This window comes from Parabacteroides provencensis (assembly GCF_900232875.1).
In the GTDB taxonomy this organism is placed as follows: Bacteria; Bacteroidota; Bacteroidia; order Bacteroidales; family Tannerellaceae; genus Parabacteroides; species Parabacteroides chinchillae.
The window spans coordinates 66762-90053 of record NZ_LT960489.1 but is presented as its reverse complement, the minus strand read 5'-3'; the positions used below and the strand labels follow the sequence as shown (position 1 = coordinate 90053).

Here is a 23292-nt window from a genome sequence, read left to right as displayed (position 1 = left end):
AAGAAAGGGACTGACTAACTTTTATCGTTAGCCAGCCCCCTATATAATCATTAATCTTTTGATATTACAGGATTCCTTGTGCCATCATAGCTTTGGCAACTTTCATGAATCCTCCTACGTTTGCACCCTTTACATAGTTTGTGTAACCATCTTGTTGAGTGCCATATCTTACGCATTGTTCGTGGATGTCGTGCATAATCTGTTTTAGCTTAGCATCTACTTCTTCGCTTGTCCAACTCAGTTTCATGGCATTCTGTGTCATTTCCAAACCTGATACAGATACACCACCAGCATTAGCTGCTTTACCCGGAGCATACAGAATCTTAGCTTCCAGAAAGGCATCGATTGCTTCCGGGGTAGAAGGCATGTTTGCTCCTTCCGATACAGCAAAACAACCATTGGCTAAGAGAACTTTTGCATCATCGCCATTTAATTCGTTCTGAGTTGCACTTGGCATAGCAATATCGCATTTTTCATTCCAAGGGCGACCTCCCTGTACATATTTGCATCCGTATTTTTCGGCGTATTCACGTATACGGCCGCGATACAGGTTCTTTAATTCCATGATATAATCCAGTTTTTCACGGTCTATACCATCCGGGTCGTATATATAACCGTCAGAATCGGACATGGTAACGGGTTTTGCACCTAACTCGATCAATTTTTCTACCGTGTATTGAGCAACATTACCTGAACCAGACACAGTAACGACCTTACCTTTGATATCAATGTTTTTAGTTTTCAACATTTCCAGTAAGAAATAAACATTTCCATAACCGGTTGCTTCCGGGCGAATCAGTGAACCACCGAATTCACGTCCTTTACCTGTGAATGTTCCGGTATTTTCGTGGGCCAGTTTCTTATACATACCATACATGTAAGCAACTTCGCGTCCGCCTACGCCAATATCACCGGCAGGTACGTCTGTGTCCGGACCAATATGGCGCCATAATTCTAAAACGAATGCCTGGCAGAAACGCATGATTTCAGCATTTGATTTGCCTCTCGGGCTGAAATCCGAACCACCTTTACCTCCACCCATAGGAAGTGTAGTAAGTGAGTTCTTGAATGTTTGTTCGAAAGCTAGGAACTTAAGAATAGACTGGTTAACAGAAGCGTGGAAGCGAATACCTCCTTTATATGGGCCGATAGCGTTATTATGCTGGATACGGTAACCCATGTTTGTCTGAATTTGTCCCTTGTCATCCATCCATGTTACACGGAATGAGAAGGTACGATCAGGAATGCAAAGACGTTCAATCAAATTGCTTTTCTCAAATTCAGGATGTTCGTTATAAGCTTCTTCGATTGTTCCTAATACTTCTGAAACTGCTTGATGATATTCCGGTTCATTCGGAAATCTTCTTTTCAGGTTGTCTAAAACTTCACTTGCCTTCATAAGACTGATTTTTATTTTGAATGTTATACCAATGTTATCCCATCATTGTTGTATTCACAACGACGCAAAGGTAAGTCAAATTTTGATACTGGCAAATATTTGAAAGAAAAAATACTGAAAAAATATCATTTAGATATTTTGGAGGCGTAAAGCTGACTAAATGTTATTCGTTTCTGTGCTTTACGTTTTTATAGATAGGAACAAATACTATGATAGCGGATGCTACTAATGTGAATATGATATCAAAGTTTATTGTTTTGCTGTATGCAAGTAATATATAACATAAAACTCCCCATAAGAGTGTTATGCATACAATCTGACTATTTGTGATCTTTCTGCGAGCCATTGCGTACATTTTGTTTAGTTTGAAGATGCCAGAGAACCAAAGTAGATAACGAGCGCGAGGAATATGGCAACTATTACAAATAAAATAATGATTTGTTTTTCGAGTGAATATTTGCGTAGGAATGGTATATGTTGTGCTAAACCCGCCACTTGTTCGATCGGTTCATCCTCTTCTGTTTCTTCTTGGGACATATATCCTCCTTCCTCCATAATTTCTAAAGCACGAGGTAAATCCTTCTCCAGAATTTCCAGTCTGGCGCCGCCTATATCTACATAGCCGGCCATAACCTGGCTACTGATTTCATTTCGTAGATAACATTCTATGCCCTCAGCCCGGAGAAGAGACATTAATGTTTGTGCTTCTGCAGGATATGTGAACCTCGCTATTTCCACCATTTTATCCATAACTGTGTCGTTTTGTACAAAGATAGCTGTTTTTCGCTAGAATGCAATAGCTACTTCTGCTCCGATCTGGAATGGTTTACCTTTCTGGATAAACGGACGATCTAATGATTCAAAATAGAAAGCGGCATAATCTGTATTTGTAATATTACGGCTCCACAGATTTACATTGACGATTCCTTTACGAACACCAGCTTTTGCATTAAGGGTTCCATAGAAGTTTTGTGTGATATCATTATATTCGGTCCAAAATATTTTACCTGCCCCGCAGAATTGAGCAGAAACAGTAAACTGGTCCAACCAACAGTTTTGTATCAGTTTTGTATATTGGACTCCGATATTTAATGTGTGCCTCGGAGTGTATGGAATGAAATTCCCTTTACAGTCCGTGGAAATAACTTCTGAATTTTCTTTCTTTTCGCTGATATAATCACGGAATGTAGCACGTGTGAAACCATAGTTTATATCGGCCGTTAGATTGTCGGTCAGACGGGCACGTAATGATATTTCCGTACCGACGCTCCGTGCTTTTCCAGCGTTTGTCAGAATACGTCCGTTTCCGCTATCAACGAACTTGGTCAGTTGAAGGTCGCGTATATCCATATAGAATAATGTGAATTCGGCACTCAGGCGTCCGTTAATCAATTCGCTGCGGATTCCAGCTTCGTAGTTCCAGCTATATTCCGGTTTGTAAGCCGATACTTCGTCCAGTGGCAATGGTTCTTTTATAGGAAAAGGTAACATGCTTTCAACGGCTTTCATCATGTCGTATTGCATCTGACTCTTCATTACATCGGCAGACATTTGCACATTGTATCCTCCTGTTTTATATCCTTTGGCAACCGATAGATAAGTGAATGTAGTAGGAGTGCATTCATATTTAAGGGATACTTTGGGCAATACCTGCCAGAAGTCTTGTGATATGCTTTCGTCTATTTTTGATGTTGGATATGGAAAGAATTTATCTAGTTCGATAGCCGGACTTCCGTTAAAACTGACTCCCATCTTCATCCTGGCTTCCGAGTTGTATGTCATTTTTTGTTTTTCATAATCCAGACGTATGCCTGCTGTAATGGATAGGCCTTTTACAAACAGGTTATTGTAAGTAGACTGGTGGAATAAAGCTAATCCGTAAGAAGGTGTGTCGAATGATCCGGGAATAAGCAGGTTTTCATCCATTACAACAAGTTGGGGCATTTTGGGGTTTTGTTTTTTCAAATCGTCAAATGTTTTCTGTAAGATATTTTTGATGCCGTCTTCCTTGAAGTTTACAGGTCCTTCCGTATGCAATGCATCATAAAAACCATATAGACCGAAAGACCATTGATAATTTTTTTTTGTATTACTCTTGAAGGCTATTTCCTGACTAACGGCATTTTGTTTTTGTTTCTGATTCAGGGTAAACATGGATAGTGTATCGAAATCCTGATCCATTTTCATGTCATCTTTGAAGTACTGATATCCTGTAGTACTGCTAAATACGAATTTGTCGGTTTTATATTCCAGGGAAAGATTGTTATTGACCATTGTCCGTTTATATGAACTGGGATCATTAAAACGTACGGGTTCAACTTTTCCTGTTTCTTTATTGTAAAGTCCGTAAGCAAAAGCGCCCTGATTGGTGTAGTCGGCGGATAAGGAGTAAACTATGCGGAAGTTGGGGGTGAAACGGCCTTCCAATTTGATGCGACCACCTGCCACGTCTCCTTTGTCTACACGCTTTCCTGTGTATTCGTTTGTATAGAATCCATCGTTATGGTCGTAGTAAACACCGGCTGTAAATCCTATTGTATTACTTAATTTTCCATAGTGAGATGCTTTGATTGTATATTGTCCGTAGCTTCCGGCAGAAACAGATAGTTTCTTTCCCTGAAAATCAAAAGGAGAGATGGTGTACACATTTATAATGCCTCCCATAGCATTTCTGCCATATAATGTGCCCTGAGGACCACGTAATACTTCGATACGCTGTATATCTGTCAGGTCAAAATCGAATGTACTTTTATCCAGATATGGGACGTTATCTACATAAAGGCCTACGGATTGTCCGCTACTTCGGGCTCCAATTCCACGAATATATATAGCGGAAGTTAACTTTGCCCCGTAGTCGGGCATATAAAGATTTGGAACGAATGAACTGATATCTTTTAGTGCTTCGATTTGTCTTCCTGCAATTTGTTGAGGAGACAGAATGGAGACAGAACCGGGTAGTGTGCGTAGATTGTTTGTTTCTTTGGTGGATGAAGTAATCACTACTTCATTTAAGTTGTATGTTTTGATAGTGTCGTTGTTGTGTACTTCTTCGGCTGTAACTGTTTGTACAGCCAATAAAGTAAGAACCGCCAGTGCAGACAGGTAGTGTTGTTTCATGCAAATTCCTTTTGTTAGTAATTATTTTGTTTGCAAAGAAAATGGAAAAGAGTGGGATGGGCAATCACTAGATGTAGTGATTTTTAAAATTCTTCTCCGGATACGATTCCATTCATGATAGCATAGAAAGTAAGGCCGGAAACTGTTTTAATGCCAAGTTTTGCAGTGATATTTTTACGGTGGGTGAGTACAGTGTTAAGGCTGATGTTTAATTTATCGGCAATCTCTTTGTTTGTAATACCGCGGGCAATGAGTTGAAGTACATCAGTTTCGCGGGAAGATAATTCTTTGTTGTTGTCGCCGGAAGAAGTATTGGGGGTGTCGGTTACCAGGTATTGTTGTAATTGTTCGATGATTGTTTCTTGTGAAGCTTTTGTCATGAGGTGGTTTAAAGACTGTTGACAGCGCATTTCTTCTATTCCGTCTGTTAAGATGATTGTTTTGCTCCTGCGGGGAAGAAAGAAATCGGTGTTGAATGTAAAGGTTTCGGGTTGTACAAAATAGTAATCAAATAAATCGTTCCCCTCTGCACAGAAAACGTCAAAGGAAGGGAAGCTGTTCACTTCCACTGGAGGAAAGTATTCGTTCAGCAAGCTGTAGAGTCCCAGACTTTGCAATGTGTCGGGCAAAATAATTGCTATTTGTTTGTTTCTGTGCATTTTGAAACAAAGCGTTAAATACAAAGTTTCTCCATTGCCGAAACCATTGGCATGAGGATGCGATAGCGTATCCGGTTGTGTTGTTTTATGTCTTTTTCCAGACTACTGACAGCAAAAATTACAGCATAACATAGGTTCTCATCATATTCGCCGGATAAGTGCTTGATCATAATGCTTTTCAAGTCTGCCAGCAATTCTTCGATGGTATCTTCTTCCGGTTGGCTGGAATTTAATAGTAGCTCTTCCTTTGGTCCGGAATGGAGTTTCTCGCTTAATGAAAGACAATAGGGGAACCATACTTGTTCATCTTTTCTGATTCGTGTAGTCAGTTCTTCCTTAAATGAGGAGAAAAACTTACCAATAAGGTTAAGAGTATTGTTACCCGGTGTACTCATGGAGATGAATGAACCGAGATGGCGTTCTATATTGGGTAGTTGGTAACGTTGGTAATATTGATTGGTTTTTGTCAGATAGTCAATAATCTGTGAAGTATGGAAGGTCCGAAGTTTTTTTTCCGGGAAATACTCTTCATTGAGAAAGGTGTTAATGACAGTCAGAAAGAAGTCCGTATCCAGAGTATACTCATTACAAATAGCGCTCACGGACTTGTCCCCTAATCCGAGACGGATCTCGAAACGGTTGATAACAGGAATAAGTGAGGGATGCTCTTGCACCACCTCACTTAATTGCATATTAGGATAAACTAATGCCATATTGTATTAAGCTTGTTCCCATTGTTCGCGTAGTAGTTTTACTGCGGCAGGTACTACCGTTTCACGTTCGCCCTGGCAGCCGCATTCAAAACTTACATACTTGTCATAGCCAATCATTTTTAGGCCTTTGAAGCCGTTTATATAATTGTCGGCATCTCCATCTTCACCCGGCATACTACGACGTTTGCGGCTGGCCACATGTACATGTTGCAGATAATCTCCTGCACTGATGAAAGCTCCCATGTCCGATGGTTCTTCCCATGTCATGTGCCAGAAGTCGCCCATACAGCGTACACCCGGATTGTTGATGTCGCGGCAAATAGATGCCGCATCAGCTACCTGACGGAGATAGAAACATTCTTTACGGTTTAAAGGTTCAAATATGACCGTTGTTCCGTTTTGAGCGGCAAATGTTCCCATTTCATTAAATTGTTCGCAAAGGAAGTCGCGTGTCTCCATAGTGTGGGGCAGCACAGGAACTTGCCCATTAAATGCTGGTACGATGATTACACCTGTCGAACCTAATTCGCCGGCAGCGGTAATAATTTCTTTCATTGTGTCCATGCATTGCTTGCGGATGGCAGGATCAGTAGAAAGGATAAAACCGTCAAAACCGGCACAAATTGCACTAACCTTGATATTGCGTCCGTTCAAAGCGTCTTTGATCTCTTTTACGCGTTCGCCGAGGCCTTTGCCACCGGGTTCGAAACCAACGACCCCTAGTTTCTCCATGTAGTCTAGCTTCTCATTCAGGCTTTCGCCGGGAGCCGTACCCTCCTGGAAAGATATTTTTAGCTCTGCTTTTTTATCATTTAGGCTACATGCCTTTTTTTCACCTGCCAGTGTCGCTGTTTGCTGGCCGGACTTTGAGGAACAAGCTGCAATCGTTGTACTACCCACTGCAAGAGCTGCGCCTGATAGGGTAGTCCTTAAAAAGTTTCTTCTGCTGAATGTCATATGCTTATCGTTTATTTTTTATCCTGAGGTTTGCCTGGAACAGGAACAGTAAAGCCACTCATATCCATTTTGCCGAGGTTCAAATCTTTCGGGGTATAATCGAGAGCCGAAGCTGTCATCGTTTCCCAGGTTATAGCTTCACCACTGTAGGCCGATTCGCGTCCCATAATGGCTGCCATGTTGGATATGGCTGTTTCCGAAGCTTGCTCGATAAGTTTGCCGGCACGAATCGTATTTATCCAGTTTACATGTTCCAGGGTATAAGGATCACATTGTTTGAAGTTAGCTTTTTCGGCTTCACTATCATATTTCCAGATTACATTACCAGCCAAATCTTTGATCTCCATTGTGCTGCTGTCCCATGAACCGCGTGTACCTTGAATAAATTCGCTTACGTTGTTAGCACAACCATCTATCTGGCGTGACATACTGTGTAGATGGATGCCATTCTCCATGGTAAAGTCGATACTGAAATTGTCATATTGATCGCCTGTAACACGACGTTGACGTGAACCAAAACCTACAGCTTTTACCGGTTTTAGTCCGCTGAACCAAGTAAATACATCTATATTATGTACGTGTTGTTCTACAATATGATCGCCCGATAGCCATTTCCAGTTTACCCAATCTTTGATCATATATTCGCAGTCATTCCACCCTGGCTGGCGATCGCGATACCAAAGCATATTCTGGTTCCAGTAAACAGTTCCACCCGTGATTTCGCCGATCAGACCTTCCATGATCTTTTTGTAGGATTCTACGTAGCTGCGTTGGTGGTGACGTTGTGTTCCGGTTACAACACAAAGGTTCTTGGCTGCTGCTTGTTTAGCCGTAGCCATGATGGTACGATAACCTACAGGGTCTACACATATAGGTTTTTCCAGGAAAGCATGCTTACCTTTTTCAACTGCATATTGGAAATGCACAGGACGGAAAACAGGAGGAGTGGCTATGATCACTACATCTACGCCGCTATCTATTACTTGCTTGTATGCGTCTAATCCAACAAAACGTTTGTCTGCAGGTATGTCGATGCCTTTTTCGTCTTTCAGTTTCTTTGCCAGATTGTCTACTTTTTCCTGGAAAGTATCGCCCAATGCTACGACTGTTACTCCGTTAGCTGCGTTTAGGAAGTTAAATGTTGCACCTGATCCGCGGCCTCCGCAACCGATAATACCGGCTTTCAACTCTTTTCCGTCAGCTGCCATGTCTGGTAATTCGGGAATATAATAGGTTCCTGCCTCTTTCAGAGGTTTCGCTGCATTGGTTTTTTCGCCACCACAAGAGGTTAAAATAACACTTGCTGCACTGCCTGTTCCTACGGCTCCTAGTGCACTTGCAAGTGCAGAGCTTTTAAGGAATGATCTTCTACTGATACTGTTTTCTTTTTTCATGATATTTCTATAAAGTCTTTTAAGATTGATTTTTCTTTTATTTAGCACCTAAAGAGGCGTCCGGTTCACAAACTACGCGGAAACCAATACCACGAATGTCAGAATACCACCAGATACTCTTAGGCTGTTGTGGGTCTGTTTTCAACCAGGCATCGTGTTTTGTATGATCGCGGGCTGCACAACGTACATCTGCAGCATCAGAGGTATAGTTGCCACCACGTACCACCCATTCTGTACCTTCCGTAACGAGCGGATTTTTTTCATTTACACTGCTCTTACTATATGCTTCCGGATTATATTTGTCGGCACAATATTCCATTACATTTCCCAACATATTTTTCAGGCCGAATGCATTCGGTAACACTAAAGCAGGTTCCTGCGTCTTATTACGGCTGTTTTTGCTGTAAATCACGTATGAACTTATACTATCTGTTTTTGCGTCAAAGAACTTACGCCAAAAGCCCTGATCGGAGAAATCTTTTGGATTACCTGCAAAGAAATAAGGAGTTTCTGTTCCTCCACGGGCTGCATATTCCCATTCAGCCTCAGTAGGTAGGCGATATTTTTTTCCAGTCTTTTTAGATAGCCATTGGCAGAATGTTTCTGCAGCATAATGGGTCATGGTGATAGCCGGACGGTCTCCGCCCCCCCAACCTTGATCCGGGAAGCCGAAAGGAGGAGTAGGTCCGGATATTGCATCTACATTCGGATTGCTATTATTAGCATATATTTTTTCGGGTGGTGTACGTCCTTCACTCATGGTATTGCCATAAAATGCCCAGTACTGATCCCAGGTTACTTCCACTTCTGCCATAAAGAACGGGCTTAGCGTTATATTACGAACCGGAGCTTCATCGGCTTTGTGGAATGGCTCTTTCTCAGTGCTTCCCATTTCAAATGTACCGCCTGGGATCGCGATCATTTTGAATGAAACGGCGGTACCCGGAATTTGTTCGGTATAGTTACTGAATGAAGTCAGTCTGACTGTATCAGTGAAAAACTTGCTTGAATCGCTTGCTGAAACCTTGTCAGCTCCCGGTATGCCTGTCAGTTTGGAGTGAACATAGTTCGGATTATAGTGTCCTGCATCCAGGTGACAACTGATACATTGCAGGTTCAGTTTCTTTTCATTTTCATCATAATAAAGATGGGCAGTTACTCCATCGTTAGAAATACCTTCAGGGAAAAGATTTTGATGGCATTCTTTACATGATTCGTTCGGAATGTATTTTACTGCATGTTCAAGTTCTGATTTGCTGTCCCAATTAAAATCAGAACTATCTTTAGTCAGGTAAGACCATACATCTGTCAGTCCCAGTTTTGCTTTGGCTGAGTAATGAGCCCATGTGTTGTTCTGTGGCGGAAGATGGCACGCAACACAATGTGTTTTGACTCCACTTCTGTTATTTACGTGTTTCGATAATTTCCAGCTAGTTTCTACATGCGGATGAACATGGCATATCATACATGATTCGTCTGTAGAGAAGTATACTGAAGTTTTATAGGCAGCAATCATTATTCCTGCTCCAAAAAGTATTCCCAACAGTAAGATAAAGCTTTTTCCTTTAAAAAAACTTTTCTTTTTGTCGGAAGAGTAGCGTTTCGCAAATCTATTGTCCGTCATTTGTTTTTATGGTATTCTTAAATTGTAAGTCTTAAATTAGATTTAAAATCGGCAATAAAAGTAGCATATTCATTTATAAAAATGAAAGGGTATGGCTTCTATTTAACGAATTATGTCTCGAAATTAGATTTTTTTTATATCGGAAATAAAGGTGCAACATGACAGATACTTTGTAAAACAAAAAACGATAGTATAAAACTTACTATCGTTAATTTGCACGGAAGGAGAGGCTCGAACTCCCGACACCTGGTTTTGGAGACCAGTGCTCTACCAACTGAGCTACTTCCGTATCGTTGCGGGTGCAAAAGTAGTTTAATATTTTTAATATGCAAGGGGTGTCGTATGTTTTAGGGTAATTTTTATCGGATGAATACCATTTGGCTTTAAATATATCTTATAATTTTCTGTATTTTGTGTTTTGTAATTACTTAATCTATGACATGGAATCGTATTTAGCCTTGAGCTTATATTTTGAGGGCTTTATGGTGAAAATCAAGTGGACTTATAATCATTAATTTCTTATCAGGTATTTGTCTGCTTTTTTAACTAATATTAGTGGTAGGTTTTGCCATTTAATGGATGAATAGTTGTTAATATTGAATTAAAATTATGATATTTACACACTATGTTTTAGTTATCTAAAGATACATATCTGATTGAGATTTTTATCATAAGGTTAGCTTGTGCATATATCTGATTTTATAAATTAATTTATCAATTATCTATGTCTGATTATCAAAATAAATTAGAAGCCATCAGAACCTCTGGGTTTAGGTTCGAAATACATTTGACAGAACATTGTAATTTGAATTGTAAGGGTTGTTCTCATTTTTCGCCTTTGGCTGATGAAGAGTTTTTAGAAATTGGAGCGTTTGAAAAAGATATGGCGAGAATGGCGCAACTATTTGATAGGAATGATATCCAGATGATAACCCTATTGGGTGGAGAACCTCTGTTACATCCGCAAGTGAATGATTTTATGAGAATCGTTGTGAAATATTTTCCCTATATGCCTTTACAACTGGTGACTAATGGATTGCTATTGCTTAATAAGTCTAAATCATTCTGGGAAACGTGTCGGGCAACAGGTACGTTCATCCGTGTTAGTCATTATCCTATTTCATTGGATTTTTCAGCATTCAAAGAAAAAGCAATGATAGAAGGTGTAGACCTTTTTATCGAGCCGGAAGAAGCTCCTAAAAATTTCCATAAAGATGTTTATGATCTGTCAGGCTTGGCCGATGATCAATTGTCCCACGCGGCCTGCGAAATTTTTGGTTCTTGCTGTCAATTAAATAATGGAAAGTTCTTCCCCTGTAATAATGCAGCCAATTTCCATCATTTAAACCACTTTTTCAATCTGGGAATTTCAGAGTCCGCTGAAAATTACATCGATATTTACAAAGCACAGTCAAAAGACGAATTTATTAAGTTGATAACATCTCCAATACCCTGCTGCAAATATTGCAATATGAATGCACAGGAATTGGAAATAAAGTGGGGTCGCTCAAACCGAAGTTTGGACGAATGGACTTAACTAGGCAGTAGCTCTATTATATACGAGCAAGAATAAACTTAGAGTTCGACAAAAAAACTTCACAAATCGAAAATATAAGGAAATCACTTATTGTATGATATTTTCTATTTACACAATAATGTTTAAATATGGAAACCATGAAAATAAAAAATCTCATCCTACTGACATCCTTTTTTTTATTGGGAAGCCAAGTAATGAACTCCCAATCAAAGATGAGTAACTTGCCTGTATTTGACTTATCAAAAGAATATCCTCTAAAAAAAATGTGTCTTCAAGACATGGCGGATATTGAGTATGTGCCACTGGAAACTACCGATGATATTTTATTGGGTGGAGCAGCGAAACTTTCTGCAATTACTAATAAATATATCCTTATATATGAACTTCAACTGGGTGACATCTTTGTTTTTGATCGTAATACAGGGAAGCTCTATTCTCATTTTAATCACAAAGGACAGAGCGGTGTGGAGTATTCATGGATTAAGAACGGTACAATTTTAGATGAAAAAAAAGAAGAAATCTATGTGTGCTCCCAATACATACAAGTATATTCTCTTAAGGGAGAGTACAAACGGACTTTGAAAATAAATGGGTTTGAAAATGATATGAAAATTTTAAATTTTGATGAAGAGTCACTGCTTATATATGATGATGTTTTTATAGAGCCTGGGCGTGAAAACAAAACTAAAAAAAAACCTTATAGACTTGTTTCAAAAAAAGACGGTAGTCTTTTTTCGGTATTAGGAATCCATTTCCCCAAAAGAATTTCAAATACAATAGTTCAAACAGAAGGCAAAAAATGGAGGACTCGCGTAATGTATTATTCCCATAATATGTATTACGGATCGGATATAATAATTGCAGATATATCATCCGACACACTATACCAACTATCTGCAACCAAAGGATTAATCCCCCTATTAACCCGAAAACCGTCAGTTTATGCATCTGACCCACCTAATATATGGACACCTTTTTTAACAACCGATAAATTTATGTTAATAGGTACATTCCTTTTGGATTTTAATGCTCCTGAAGGAAGAATCCCTACATTTATATATGACTTTAAAACCGGAGAAATAAATAAAGCATCTATCTGGGATACAGAATATGAAACAAAATCCTGGAGACAAGGAAGATGGGGAGGGCCAAACGGAACACCGGCCATTGCAAAAAACATGGCTGCCGAACTGATTCAAGCGTCATCAGTTATAGATGCTTACAAAAACAAACAGCTGAAAGGAAATGGCGAGAAAGTTGCAAAAAATCTTCAGGAAGATGATAATCCGGTAGTTCGGATTTTTAAGTTCAAGTAATAAAAACAAATATGATGAAAACGATTGGCTTCATAGACGGAAAGTTTTATGCAAATATAAATACCTCTTTATTAGGAATCATTAACGGCTCAGCATATTCAATTGTATACAAAGAATTTACAGTTTCAACCTCCATTGCCCCAAGAAATAGTGTACAGCAAACGCTTTTTCCACTTTATCCTCCATTTCCGGAGTTTCCCTGTTTAGCAATAAAAGAGAAATTTCTCTTGCAGACAAAGGTGTTACTAAATCTGCAGGGAGTAAAGTGATTTCTTCTTTGAAGTCGTATCCTTCATACAAATTATTAATCATCTCGATTCCGGCATTTTGAGTATCGTGCCATGTCATAGTTTGTTTTCTTCCGTTGCCTGAAAGAATAATTTGTTCAATTATCTTTTCAAAAAAAGGATGATGAGGAATGGCTGCCAGCATTGCATTTCCTATTAATTCTTGTTTGCCAAATCGTTCGGCATGCTCCGCCGGTTCAAGAGCCAAACAACAGGAATGTGTTTCCAGAAGGCTGTCCATAGGCTGAATACACTCGTAATCCATGTCAACATACAGGCCGCCTTCGTGATATAAAATCAGATAACGCATAAACTCCCATCTTTGTTTGTTGCAAAGAAATGATTTATAAATCGGAATAAATTCAGGGCAACTATCTTCCAGAAATTTTTGAATAGCTTCATGATCCCATAAACGATAGTTCCATGCAGGATGTTCTTTTTTCCATGATTCCGATACGTCAGACAGAATATCGGGAACACCTGCCGGATTATCATAGATTTGATGGATGATTTTGGGTATTTTCATAATTGTTTATTTGTAGTAATTTAAGAACCTGTCGGCTTCATTGGCAATACAATTAATTTTATTCCCCAGTATAATATCCGAAGATAACTGGAATGTATGCCCGTTTTTTATTTCTCGTTGTAGAGTGTTTGCTATGTCTTGAATATAGCCATACTCTCCATGATTGGATTGTGTATGCGTATTCCAAACTGCAACACTTTTTTCCGATAGTCCCATAGAATACAACCAGTCTCTCCATTTCAGTTCATTGATAAAAAATGTTTCATCTAATGTAAGAAGTTCCATTTTCAAACGAGCCCAAGGTACCCTGCAAATATCTGCAACAATAGCTCCGTGCATGGCTGCCGATATGATTTTCTCCGATGTGGCTATTTCTTCCATTATAAAATCTACTGGTGCATACGGGTCAATTATGTTTACATCTGTTTGTTCAGAAATATACTTCCAATCAACCAGTTGCATTTGCAACATGTGCGGCATCACGGAAACCGGATGTTTTTTAGGAAGCCTGGGTATCATGTCATCCAACAATAAAAGCGAATAGGCTGCATCCGTAATAAACTTTTCTCCACCATATCCCAGAATGTTAGATGAAACAGGTCCTCGCAGAAAGAATACATTCCAATTTTGCTTGTCGTAACGCGGTGCCACTTCCCAAACACCCGACCCAAAAATTGCACACTTATTTTGTTGCCCAATATCAGGTCTGATGATGGTTCCTATTCCGTAGAAGTCAACATCTTTGTATTTCTCCATTTCAAATACAGAGCCAAACAGACGATTGAAAAGAGAAACATTCAATTCGTCACCAAAGTTGCCGGGTCCTCTGTGTGGGTGCCAGAATTTAAGATTCATAGTTTTTATCTAGTTTATTATTTATTGCACGGCATAATTGAATCACAGGATGTTCTTCTTGTTTTTCATCCTCAGGATAATAGACTTGCAGGTCGAAAAGCTCCTTAAATTCCGGATCATTAACCCATGGATAGTTCTTTTCTGTCTCCTCCAAATGCCAGGCTACCCAGATTTGATCTTCCGGTTTGTCTAAATCACCTTCAACCTCTTGTGCTAAATCCGGAAGATAGAACACGACAACATCGGCTTGTTGAAAATAGCGTCGGTCGGTGGTGATAAGCCAGTTTGCCGGAATAACTTCATTTTTTATATGTAAATTTTCACCGCGTACAGCATTGTATATCAACATCAGTTTCTTTCCTGATTTAATTTGATAAGCGACAGATGCCACCCCTTCGGAAGTACACCAATTCGTATATCTTTGTAAGTCTGCTATCGCAAGATCATAATAATATTTACATCTTTTTTGCGGTTCGGGCATCATTTCCCAACAATCCCGCCAAAAACGATCTAAGTGATACTGAGGTACTACGTATGAAGTATCTTTTATCCGGGAAAGAAACATGAATGCTTTAGAATAAATCCAAAATATATTAACATATAACCAATTTTTAAACTCTCCGTCTTCTCCCATAAAATCAAGGTGTCCGGCAAATTCTGTTAAACGATTGCCGACCCGGAACAAGGCTTTCATACGTTGTCGGCGACTCGATGCATGCATGACAGATCCTTCCCTTTGACGGTAATAATAGAAATTAATATCAGTAATCAGGAACTTCTCAGCTTGATAAAAAACGACAGGACTCCACAACTCATCTTCACACATAATACCCTCCTCAAACCTGGCCTGTATTTTATCTAAAAACTTCTTGCAATATATATAATTACATGCCATGGATGAATAAACGTTGGCCTTTGCTAGTTTTACAAATCCATCTTTGCCGGAAAGTAGAATATTACAAATGTCTTTAGGGGCAGGATTACTGGGGTTACTTAAGCTACCGTCTTGATAATAAAACAGCATATTGCCCATTACCATATCGGCTTGATGTTTAGTGGCTTCTCTGTATAATTCACCTAACGAATTTTGCTTTACCCAATCATCACTATCAATAAAAGCGATGTATTCTCCTTGTGCAATTTCCAAACCCGCATTGCGTGCAGCCGAGGCTCCTCCATTTTCCTGATGAATCACTTTAATCCGTTTGTCTTGATTGGCATATTGGTCGGCTATCATTCCCGAACCATCAGTTGAACCATCATTGATCAGAATGATTTCAATGGTAATATCCTGATCCAGGAGAAATTCAATACATGCCGGCAGATATTCTTCAACATTATATACCGGAACAACGACAGACATGTTTATGCTAATTTTACAATTCATAATTTTCTAATGGCTTAAGGTATTCAATTCTAAATATCAGCTTTTCGCAAAAGCTTCATGCAAAAGAAGAAGTCATAACTATGATTTTCTAAAGTTATAACTATGATCCGATAAAATTATAACTATGAAATATTGAAGGATTCGTTTACTAAAACTATTTCATAATCATGTATCAAAAAAATGATCTGTTTTTTTTGTAAAGATAATTAAAAATATTAATTTGGTCAACAAATTATATATTTAAAAATCAAGGATAATTTCTCGAATTTAGACTTATATTTATATTAAAATAACGTATATTTGCCAAGAAGCGTTTATGTGCGTGTTGTTAGTTTTAGATTCATAATATCTATGGTTATGGAACAACCTTTAAATATTTGCCCGCAAATAACGTATGCTATTCAATTATTGTCTACCGGTGATAATCAGGATAAGGCTATTGGAATAATAGAATCTGTTATTTCCGATTATGACACAAAGCAATATCCAAATTTTTCTACAGGTTTAGCAGGTATTGGTGCCGGTATCCAATATGCCATTAACCAACAAATGATTGAAGCTGTGGCTGATGAGGTTTTCGTTGAAATTGATGAAATACTTTTTTTGTCGGTCTGTTTTCGTAATCATTATGATCTGAGTCATGCAAAAGGATTGACAGGATTAGCTTCCTACTTTTTTTATCGTCTGGAAGACAAGTATGCTTCCGACAATAATATTTGTACGCTTACTTCCAAATCAGCTTTGTTATCTATACTTGACATCTTGTCTGCAAGAGTGGGACTAAATGGATATTCATACCCCCTTTTTAAAAAGATTGCAAAATTGAGCGATGAAGAAGTAAAAGACATTAAGGCATTCATCCGTCATTTCTTTCAGTATAATATATGTAATACTCAGGCTGAGTTGCTACAGAATCGTATGATTGAAAACATGTATTACAAAGAAAACGCATCTTGCATCTCTGCAAATAAAAACCTGGATGATCTCACCATCTTAATTCCTGTCAGAATTGACAGCACTCAAAGATTGGAAAATTTATATACAATGATCGAATTCTATACATCCCGGACAAATGCACGCTTTATCCTCCTAGAGGCGGGTGAAACTCAATTAGTCAACATTACACATTATAATCATGTAGAGTATATTTTTTGCAAAGACAATAACCGGATTTTTCATCATACGCATTATCGGAATGAGATGATAAAAAGAGCTGGAACTCCAATTGTTGCGATTTGGGATATTGATATAGTCGTACCTCTGGATCAATTGTATGTGGCGGCAGAAGCGATACGTAAGTATGGTAATGTATTATCATATCCGTTTGATGGATGTTGCTATAGCATCCCTGAAGAACTAAGTAGTAAATATCGGGAAAATCCGGATATAAGACTGTTGGAGAATAAGCACCCCGTTTTATCTACCATGTTCGGTATGCTGACTGTTGGAGGCGTCTTTTTGGCAAACCGTAAACAATACATGAGGGCAGGTATGGAAAATGAAAATTTTGTAGGCTGGGGGCCGGAAGATGCAGAAAGGTTAAAACGGATTACAATTCTGAATTTACCGGTATTTCGTGTCCCGGGAAGCATTTATCATCTATGGCATCCCCGCAAAGAAAACTCTTGTTTTGCAAATCAGGAACAAAACTTAAAAGCAAAAAAAGAGTTGATCAGAATTTGCCGGATGAACAGTCCTGATTTACAAAATGAAATAAACACATGGCATTGGTTGGATAATCATAATCAGTAAATAAAAGCGTGTTGGTATGAATCAATTATATCTCTTTGATGAAAAAGGACGGGCTTCTGTTTATGGAATTGGCACGTATATACAGAGTGTGATTTCTGCATGTGCTGTTAGCGACTTTAATATAACAGTGGTGACTTTAAGATCGTATGTGGAGGCAACAACAATGACTACAAATAATGGAGTCCGATATATTGATATACCATTACTGCTTGACTATGCAGGAAAAGAGTTGGATTTGGAACAAAAAGAAAACAGGAAGAGATATTGCCAATATGTGGTATCAGAATTAGAACAGTATGTTTCATCTGCCGATTCCCATATATTCCATTTAAACTACACGCAAGATTATTTTTTGGCAGAATGCTTAAAAGGTAAATGGATGGAAAGTAAAATAATTCTGACAATTCATTATTTTACCTGGTGTTTTGCCTTGCAGAGCAATATAACCCGGCTTTCAAGTATTATATCCAAAAATGTGAATGACTTGTCTGACTTCGAGAAAGAAGTTATATACTCCGGACAATTTGAACAACAGTTATTTAAATTAGCCGATGAAATAATTTGTTTATCACATTTTGCCAAACAGATTCTAATTGATTATTACGAGATACCAACCTGTAAATTATGGTTAATTAATAATGGTCTTACCGATTATCACACGGTAATGGACAAAATGCAATTACGGGAGAAATATGGTATTCCTGGAAATGAAAAAATGATCCTGTTTGTTGGGCGGCTAGATCATATAAAGGGACTACAATATTTAATAGAGGCATTTAAAGAGATTGTTGCAAGTACACAAAGCGTTCATTTGTACATAATTGGCGATGGTTCATTCAAAGAATACCTACCGCTGTGTTATCCTATTTGGAAACGGATTACTTTTTGCGGCAGATTGTTACCTGAACAAGTTGCAGAGTTTTATGAGATGAGTGATATTGGAGTGTTACCTTCTATGCATGAACAATGCAGCTACGTTGCAATAGAGATGATGATGCACAGTTTACCCATAATAGGCACAGATTCGTCGGGGTTGGATGAAATGATAATAGACGGTTTAAATGGATATAAAGTGCATTTACAAGAGAAAAATGACTGCGTCAGTTTTCCAATAGAAGAACTGGTTGCTTTTTTATACAACTTCATACAGTTGCCATCACTGGATAAATATGCGAAACAGAGTAGGATGCTGTATTCACAACGATACACAAACAAAAGCATGGAGAAAAACATCAATCAATTATATACATTTTGTTTTAAAGGCAAAAAGTCTCCTTTCTACAAAATGCCGAATTAACCCAAAAGACTTAAAAACAATTTTAAAAATGCAAAAGATGAAAAAACTCGAAAGTTTAAAGCTGAATGCACTCAGCAAATCTAATCTCAAAGATCGTGAAATGGGACGAATTTATGGTGGTAATTATTGTGCCTTTGAAGGAGAAAACAAAGAAGCCAATACAGGAAGTGGTAAATGTTCTTGTGCATGCTCTGGAGATTATTATGGAAGTACAGGCTTAAATAGCCAAGCTGAATTTTACAAATACACTACTTCATGGGGAACTACTTGCTAACAAATTAAATACTTTGGTCTGTAAAAGACTTGATCAAGTAAGAAAACATCAATTTCTACAAGACCAAAGTATTAAGATTTCCTTTAGCGAGATAAATAGAATCAGTATCTTATAGATTGGGGTCTTTATTGATTTTTTACAAACGAGAAGAATTTGATGTAAGATACTGATTTTTCACATTGAATGTTTGTTGTTAAAAACGAAATAATATGAAAAATGCAATCTTCTTATACTTTATATTAGCGCTAATCTCTTGTCAAGACAAAAGTACAAGCTCTGCCGAAAGCGTGGAGCCTGAAGACATGCCTGTTACTATTGAGATAACCAAAGCGTTATTGAACCCGCAAAAAGAAATCTTATTGTCGGAGTTGGCAGATAGTGTCAGTTATATCCCACTGGAAACCAAAGATGAATGCCTGTTACGAAATTATCCTTTTTATTCTTTTAGCCCTCGTTATATCGCTTATCTGAACTATTGTTTTGACTGGTCAGGTAAATTCTTATTTAAAGTCGGGAATTTGGGACAAGGCCCGGGAGAAGAGCCGGCGGAAATAATAAGTAAAATTACGTATTGTGAGGATAATTTTTATACAAAAGGACATAAGGTTATTGAATATGATAGTCTGGGCTTTTTTACAGGCAAGGAACGTTCTTTATATTCTGTGAACAAATCGGAGTTCGTAATAACGAATAAGAATCTGGCTAATACTGTGGCTTTCAATTCATCAAAAGACAAGTTACTATTATACAATTTCCCGGATACGGTTTTTGTGATGAACAAGAATTTGGAGTTCGTATCTAAACATTTTGTGATGCCATGGCATAAAAACAGAGTTTCTCACTTTCTTTCATGGGATGGACCTTATGATCGTTTTATGACTAATTACAAAGAGGATGTTTTGTTTTATAACTATTTCAGAGATACTGTTTTCCAAGTTTCCGGAGCGGAGTTTAGTCCGAGATGGATTATCAAGTTCGACGAATTGAAGCTTCCGGACGATGCCTTGTATAAATTTGAAGAATTGTTTGATATAGCTTTTAAAGATTACCAGGGTGGCCAGCTGGATAATACTCCTTTGGCAAAACTTATGGACCATAAATATTCGGTGTCGAATGTATATGAAAGTAATAATTATGTATTTATAACGGCCGGAGAGGTAATCGCCTTTCGTCCATTGAGAAAAGTGCCAAAATCTCCTTCGGTTTTAATTTACTATGACAAAAAGAAGAAAAAAATAAAATCGACCGTAAAAATTAAAGATGATTTGACGGGATATCCGAACTTCTTTATGCGATGCGGACTTGTTGGAGAAAAGATGATCGACTTTTTCTGGCCATACGAACAAGAGGAGTGGCTAAAGGAAAAGGCAAAGACAGACCCTCGGTTCTCCCGGTTTGCAGGGAGAGATTTTTCGGAGGATAATCCGATTGTGATTGTTGTACATTTAAAAAAGTGATCTATGAATTCTACAGTGTATTTCAAGACAAAAAATAATTTTTCATATTATTACGATATAAAGAATTTATGTTTAGTGAATATTCATCCTGTTATAGAAACAATCAGATCTCTGGATGAATCGGAATGTTCAGAAAATAATGAAATGTGCCTTCTTTCGCTATATCCAGACCTATCCCGTGAGGATATCCTTTACTATATAAAGAAATATGAGTTTCTGAAAAGCAATGGCTTTTTTTCTTCTTTGAATACCGAAAAGTATGTAACCGGAAGGATAAATGGAGACATTGTGAAACAACAAATTGCAAATGTAGACTCACTTTTGTTTCAGGTAACAGGTAAATGCAATTTGAGGTGTAAATATTGTTGCTATGGGGATTTATATATGAATGGGAATCTGGAAACTACTATTTCTATTTCAACTGTTCGTGTTTTCTTTGAATATCTGTCGGATTATTGGAGGTCTGGTCACAATTTATCCTATAACCATCCTATAAGAATTGGTTTTTATGGGGGAGAACCACTTGTTAATTTTGAATTGATAGAGCAGGTGGTTGCTTTGGCTACCGAATATGGAGAAAAATATGGAATAAATTTTTCTTATTCAATGACTACCAACGGCCTTCTGCTGAATAAATATCAAGAGTTTATAGTAAAGCATGAATTCAGGTTACTTATTAGTTTGGATGGAAATGAAGAGAACGACCAATTGCGGGTTGACATAAACAACAATCCTTCTTTCAAGAGAGTTTTTAGCAATGCAAAAAATTTGATGTATGCATATCCTGACTATTTCAATAAAAACGTCGAATTCAATTCTGTTTTAAATAAATATTCTACAGTAGAAGAAATTCATGAATTCATATTTAATGAGTTTGGTAAAATACCGTTAATTGAACCAATTTCTCAGAATGAATTGAATGAAGATAGATTTAAAGAATATGAGGCAATACAAGCTGCATATATTGAGCCTCCCCGATTAATATCTAAACGAAAAGAGCGTTCCCCTTTGTATAAGGAGTTAGGTTTCTTTTTCTACTATCAGTTAAACAATTCATATAAACATTATTGCGAGTTTTTATATCAGAATACTCGTTATAAGAAAAGAATCCCTACAGGAACTTGCCTTCCATTTTTTAAGAAAATATTTATTTCTTCTGATTGCCGGATTTATGCATGTGAAAGAATCGGTACGCAATATGCACTAGGAAATATTGATAATGATCTCCATATTGATTTTAATAAAATAGCGGAGATGTATAATGCCTATTTCGTAAAAATGGAATCACAATGCAAACATTGCTATTCTATTGCAGATTGCGGTCAATGCATATTTCAGATGCAAATGGAGAAAGGTGTCCCAATCTGTCCTACACGTATGGATAAAGTTCAATATCAGAATTATTTGTCTGTGCTTTTCTCAAATTTAGAGGATAATCGTTATTTATTTAATGAGGTTAATAAACTTATTTTTGCATGAAAAAAGAATATTTGTTTTTATTAGATTCATATTGCTTTATCTGGAAAAAGCAGGATAAAATATTATTATATAATACTTTATCAAAAAGAGGATATACATATATGTGTGATACGGCTTTATCAGAGTTTGTAGATCGATTAATATCTAAAGATAATTTGTATTGTATTTCTGTTAGTTGTAATGAATTAGCAAATGAGGTTATTGCTGGTTTTATAAATTCTGTTAGGAATAATTTTTGTGGTGACCTATTGCCCCAAAATAGCTCGTTAGGTAAACCAGTTGTGGTTGTTCCCGAGATAAATATAAACGAAGATGTCGATCGAAACTTAAATGACATTAATAGTTCCGCTGTTTTTGGTTCAACTATACTGAAAAATCTAACGGATATTTATTTAGAGTTAGGAGGAAAATGTTCATATGCCTGTGACAACTGCCAATCTATTTGTAATCAGATAAATTGGTGTTATAGTATGGAGCAAATGATGTCATTTGACATAGTAAATAAAATTTTCCGCGAAATTAAATATGCCAACGTTTTTGATATACATTTCATGGGAGGTAATATTTTAGAGTATATATATTGGCCGGATTTAATCTCTTTAATTAGAGACTCTGAAAGTTACAATTTCAAAATAAATATTTATATTAATATTAAGCATTTGCAAGATATTGGCTATAAGAGTAAAATCAACGAATTGATGACCTTAAGTAATATAGTTTTTAATATACATATGGATGCTTCAGATATTACTGAGAATATGCAAGAATGCGTACTAATGGTAAAAGATAAAGCAGAATTTATATGTAAAATATCTAATGAGTATCAATTCAATTATGTATCTAATTTATTTGAAGCGTTAGGAATAACGGCTAAAATATTACCATTTTATACAGGAGACAATTTAGATTTCTTCGAAAATTATGTTTTTCAGGATGAAAAAGATATTCTTAATCCAAATTTGAATAAAAAAGATATATTCTCTCATCAGCATGTGAATACAAATTATTTTGGGAAATTGTATATAAAAACAAATGGAGATATTTGTTCAAACGTAAATTCAGAACCAATAGGAACTTGTCATGAAACAATACTTAAATCTGTATATCAAGAATTAAAAACCGGCACATTTTGGCGTAAAACCCGTGATAAAGTAGAGCCATGCAATACTTGTATTTATAAATATTTATGTCCATCACCTTCAAACTATGAAATAGCGATCGGCAAAGCAAATTTATGCCGTTTAAAATAAAAAGAGTTTACT

At 37.3% G+C, this 23292-nt stretch carries 20 protein-coding genes and 1 tRNA gene; 8 read left to right on the top strand and 13 right to left on the bottom strand.

Going from position 1 to position 23292, the window contains the following annotated elements; genetic code table 11:
- Positions 1–64: 64 nt before the first annotated feature.
- The 10 genes from CTY47_RS07265 to CTY47_RS07220 form a co-directional block, all read right to left on the bottom strand.
- A complete protein-coding gene (locus CTY47_RS07265; protein ID WP_099464188.1) occupies positions 65–1399 on the bottom strand; it encodes an NADP-specific glutamate dehydrogenase in 1335 nt (444 codons plus the stop codon).
- A 163-nt stretch (positions 1400–1562) separates the two neighbouring features.
- The gene (locus CTY47_RS17300) at positions 1563–1745 is read right to left on the bottom strand and encodes a hypothetical protein (RefSeq protein ID WP_099464836.1); all 183 of its coding nucleotides are present in this window, start codon (positions 1743–1745) and stop codon (positions 1563–1565) included.
- Between the two features lie 14 nt (positions 1746–1759).
- Complete coding sequence (locus CTY47_RS07255) at positions 1760–2149, bottom strand: putative signal transducing protein (protein ID WP_099464187.1); 390 nt, start codon at positions 2147–2149, stop codon at positions 1760–1762.
- 36 nt (positions 2150–2185) lie between these two features.
- A complete protein-coding gene (locus CTY47_RS07250; RefSeq protein ID WP_099464186.1) occupies positions 2186–4516 on the bottom strand; it encodes a TonB-dependent receptor in 2331 nt (776 codons plus the stop codon).
- Between the two features lie 83 nt (positions 4517–4599).
- On the bottom strand, positions 4600–5175 hold the full coding sequence (locus tag CTY47_RS07245) for a response regulator transcription factor (protein ID WP_099464185.1): 576 nt from the start codon (positions 5173–5175) through the stop codon (positions 4600–4602).
- A gap of 14 nt (positions 5176–5189) precedes the next feature.
- Positions 5190–5867, bottom strand: coding sequence for a helix-turn-helix transcriptional regulator (locus tag CTY47_RS07240; protein ID WP_199163419.1), 678 nt, complete (start codon positions 5865–5867; stop codon positions 5190–5192).
- 27 nt (positions 5868–5894) lie between these two features.
- The gene (locus tag CTY47_RS07235) at positions 5895–6845 is read right to left on the bottom strand and encodes a sugar phosphate isomerase/epimerase family protein (protein WP_099464183.1); all 951 of its coding nucleotides are present in this window, start codon (positions 6843–6845) and stop codon (positions 5895–5897) included.
- Positions 6846–6856: 11 nt separating this feature from the next.
- The gene (locus tag CTY47_RS07230) at positions 6857–8239 is read right to left on the bottom strand and encodes a Gfo/Idh/MocA family oxidoreductase (RefSeq protein WP_099464182.1); all 1383 of its coding nucleotides are present in this window, start codon (positions 8237–8239) and stop codon (positions 6857–6859) included.
- 37 nt (positions 8240–8276) lie between these two features.
- Positions 8277–9863, bottom strand: a complete 1587-nt coding sequence (locus CTY47_RS07225) for an SUMF1/EgtB/PvdO family nonheme iron enzyme (protein ID WP_099464181.1) — start codon at positions 9861–9863, stop codon at positions 8277–8279.
- Between the two features lie 216 nt (positions 9864–10079).
- Positions 10080–10152 (bottom strand) — tRNA-Trp (locus CTY47_RS07220).
- A 435-nt stretch (positions 10153–10587) separates the two neighbouring features.
- Here CTY47_RS07220 and CTY47_RS07215 point away from each other — a divergent pair.
- Both CTY47_RS07215 and CTY47_RS07210 read left to right on the top strand, forming a co-directional pair.
- Positions 10588–11400, top strand: a complete 813-nt coding sequence (locus tag CTY47_RS07215) for a radical SAM protein (RefSeq protein WP_099464180.1) — start codon at positions 10588–10590, stop codon at positions 11398–11400.
- A 137-nt stretch (positions 11401–11537) separates the two neighbouring features.
- Positions 11538–12716 (top strand): 6-bladed beta-propeller, encoded by a 1179-nt coding sequence (locus CTY47_RS07210; protein ID WP_099464835.1) that lies wholly within the window; start codon positions 11538–11540, stop codon positions 12714–12716.
- 117 nt (positions 12717–12833) lie between these two features.
- Here CTY47_RS07210 and CTY47_RS07205 read toward each other — a convergent pair whose 3' ends face one another.
- Genes CTY47_RS07205 through CTY47_RS07195 form a run of 3 tightly spaced genes read right to left on the bottom strand, consistent with a single transcriptional unit; the run spans position 12834 to position 15771 of the window.
- A complete protein-coding gene (locus tag CTY47_RS07205; protein WP_099464179.1) occupies positions 12834–13529 on the bottom strand; it encodes a glycosyltransferase family 32 protein in 696 nt (231 codons plus the stop codon).
- A gap of 6 nt (positions 13530–13535) precedes the next feature.
- Positions 13536–14384 (bottom strand): glycosyltransferase family protein, encoded by an 849-nt coding sequence (locus CTY47_RS07200; protein WP_099464178.1) that lies wholly within the window; start codon positions 14382–14384, stop codon positions 13536–13538.
- Positions 14374–15771 carry a glycosyltransferase gene (locus CTY47_RS07195; RefSeq protein ID WP_099464177.1) on the bottom strand — a complete coding sequence of 466 codons (1398 nt, stop codon included), beginning with the start codon at positions 15769–15771 and terminating at the stop codon, positions 14374–14376. Before CTY47_RS07195 ends, CTY47_RS07200 begins: the two co-directional genes overlap by 11 nt.
- Before the next feature lie 357 nt (positions 15772–16128).
- Between CTY47_RS07195 and CTY47_RS07190 the strand changes: the two genes are divergently transcribed.
- From CTY47_RS07190 to CTY47_RS07165, 6 genes are all read left to right on the top strand, one after another.
- Positions 16129–17523, top strand: a complete 1395-nt coding sequence (locus CTY47_RS07190) for a galactosyltransferase-related protein (RefSeq protein WP_158228510.1) — start codon at positions 16129–16131, stop codon at positions 17521–17523.
- Positions 17524–17539: 16 nt separating this feature from the next.
- Positions 17540–18820 carry a TIGR04157 family glycosyltransferase gene (locus CTY47_RS07185; RefSeq protein ID WP_099464175.1) on the top strand — a complete coding sequence of 427 codons (1281 nt, stop codon included), beginning with the start codon at positions 17540–17542 and terminating at the stop codon, positions 18818–18820.
- A 37-nt stretch (positions 18821–18857) separates the two neighbouring features.
- Positions 18858–19094 (top strand): TIGR04149 family rSAM-modified RiPP, encoded by a 237-nt coding sequence (locus CTY47_RS07180; RefSeq protein WP_099464834.1) that lies wholly within the window; start codon positions 18858–18860, stop codon positions 19092–19094.
- A gap of 209 nt (positions 19095–19303) precedes the next feature.
- A complete protein-coding gene (locus CTY47_RS07175) occupies positions 19304–20551 on the top strand; it encodes a 6-bladed beta-propeller (protein WP_099464174.1) in 1248 nt (415 codons plus the stop codon).
- 3 nt (positions 20552–20554) lie between these two features.
- Positions 20555–22030, top strand: a complete 1476-nt coding sequence (locus CTY47_RS07170) for a radical SAM peptide maturase (RefSeq protein ID WP_099464173.1) — start codon at positions 20555–20557, stop codon at positions 22028–22030.
- Entirely contained in the window at positions 22027–23280 is a 1254-nt protein-coding gene (locus tag CTY47_RS07165; RefSeq protein ID WP_099464172.1) for a TIGR04150 pseudo-rSAM protein, read from the top strand. Before CTY47_RS07170 ends, CTY47_RS07165 begins: the two co-directional genes overlap by 4 nt.
- Positions 23281–23292 lie beyond the last annotated feature (12 nt).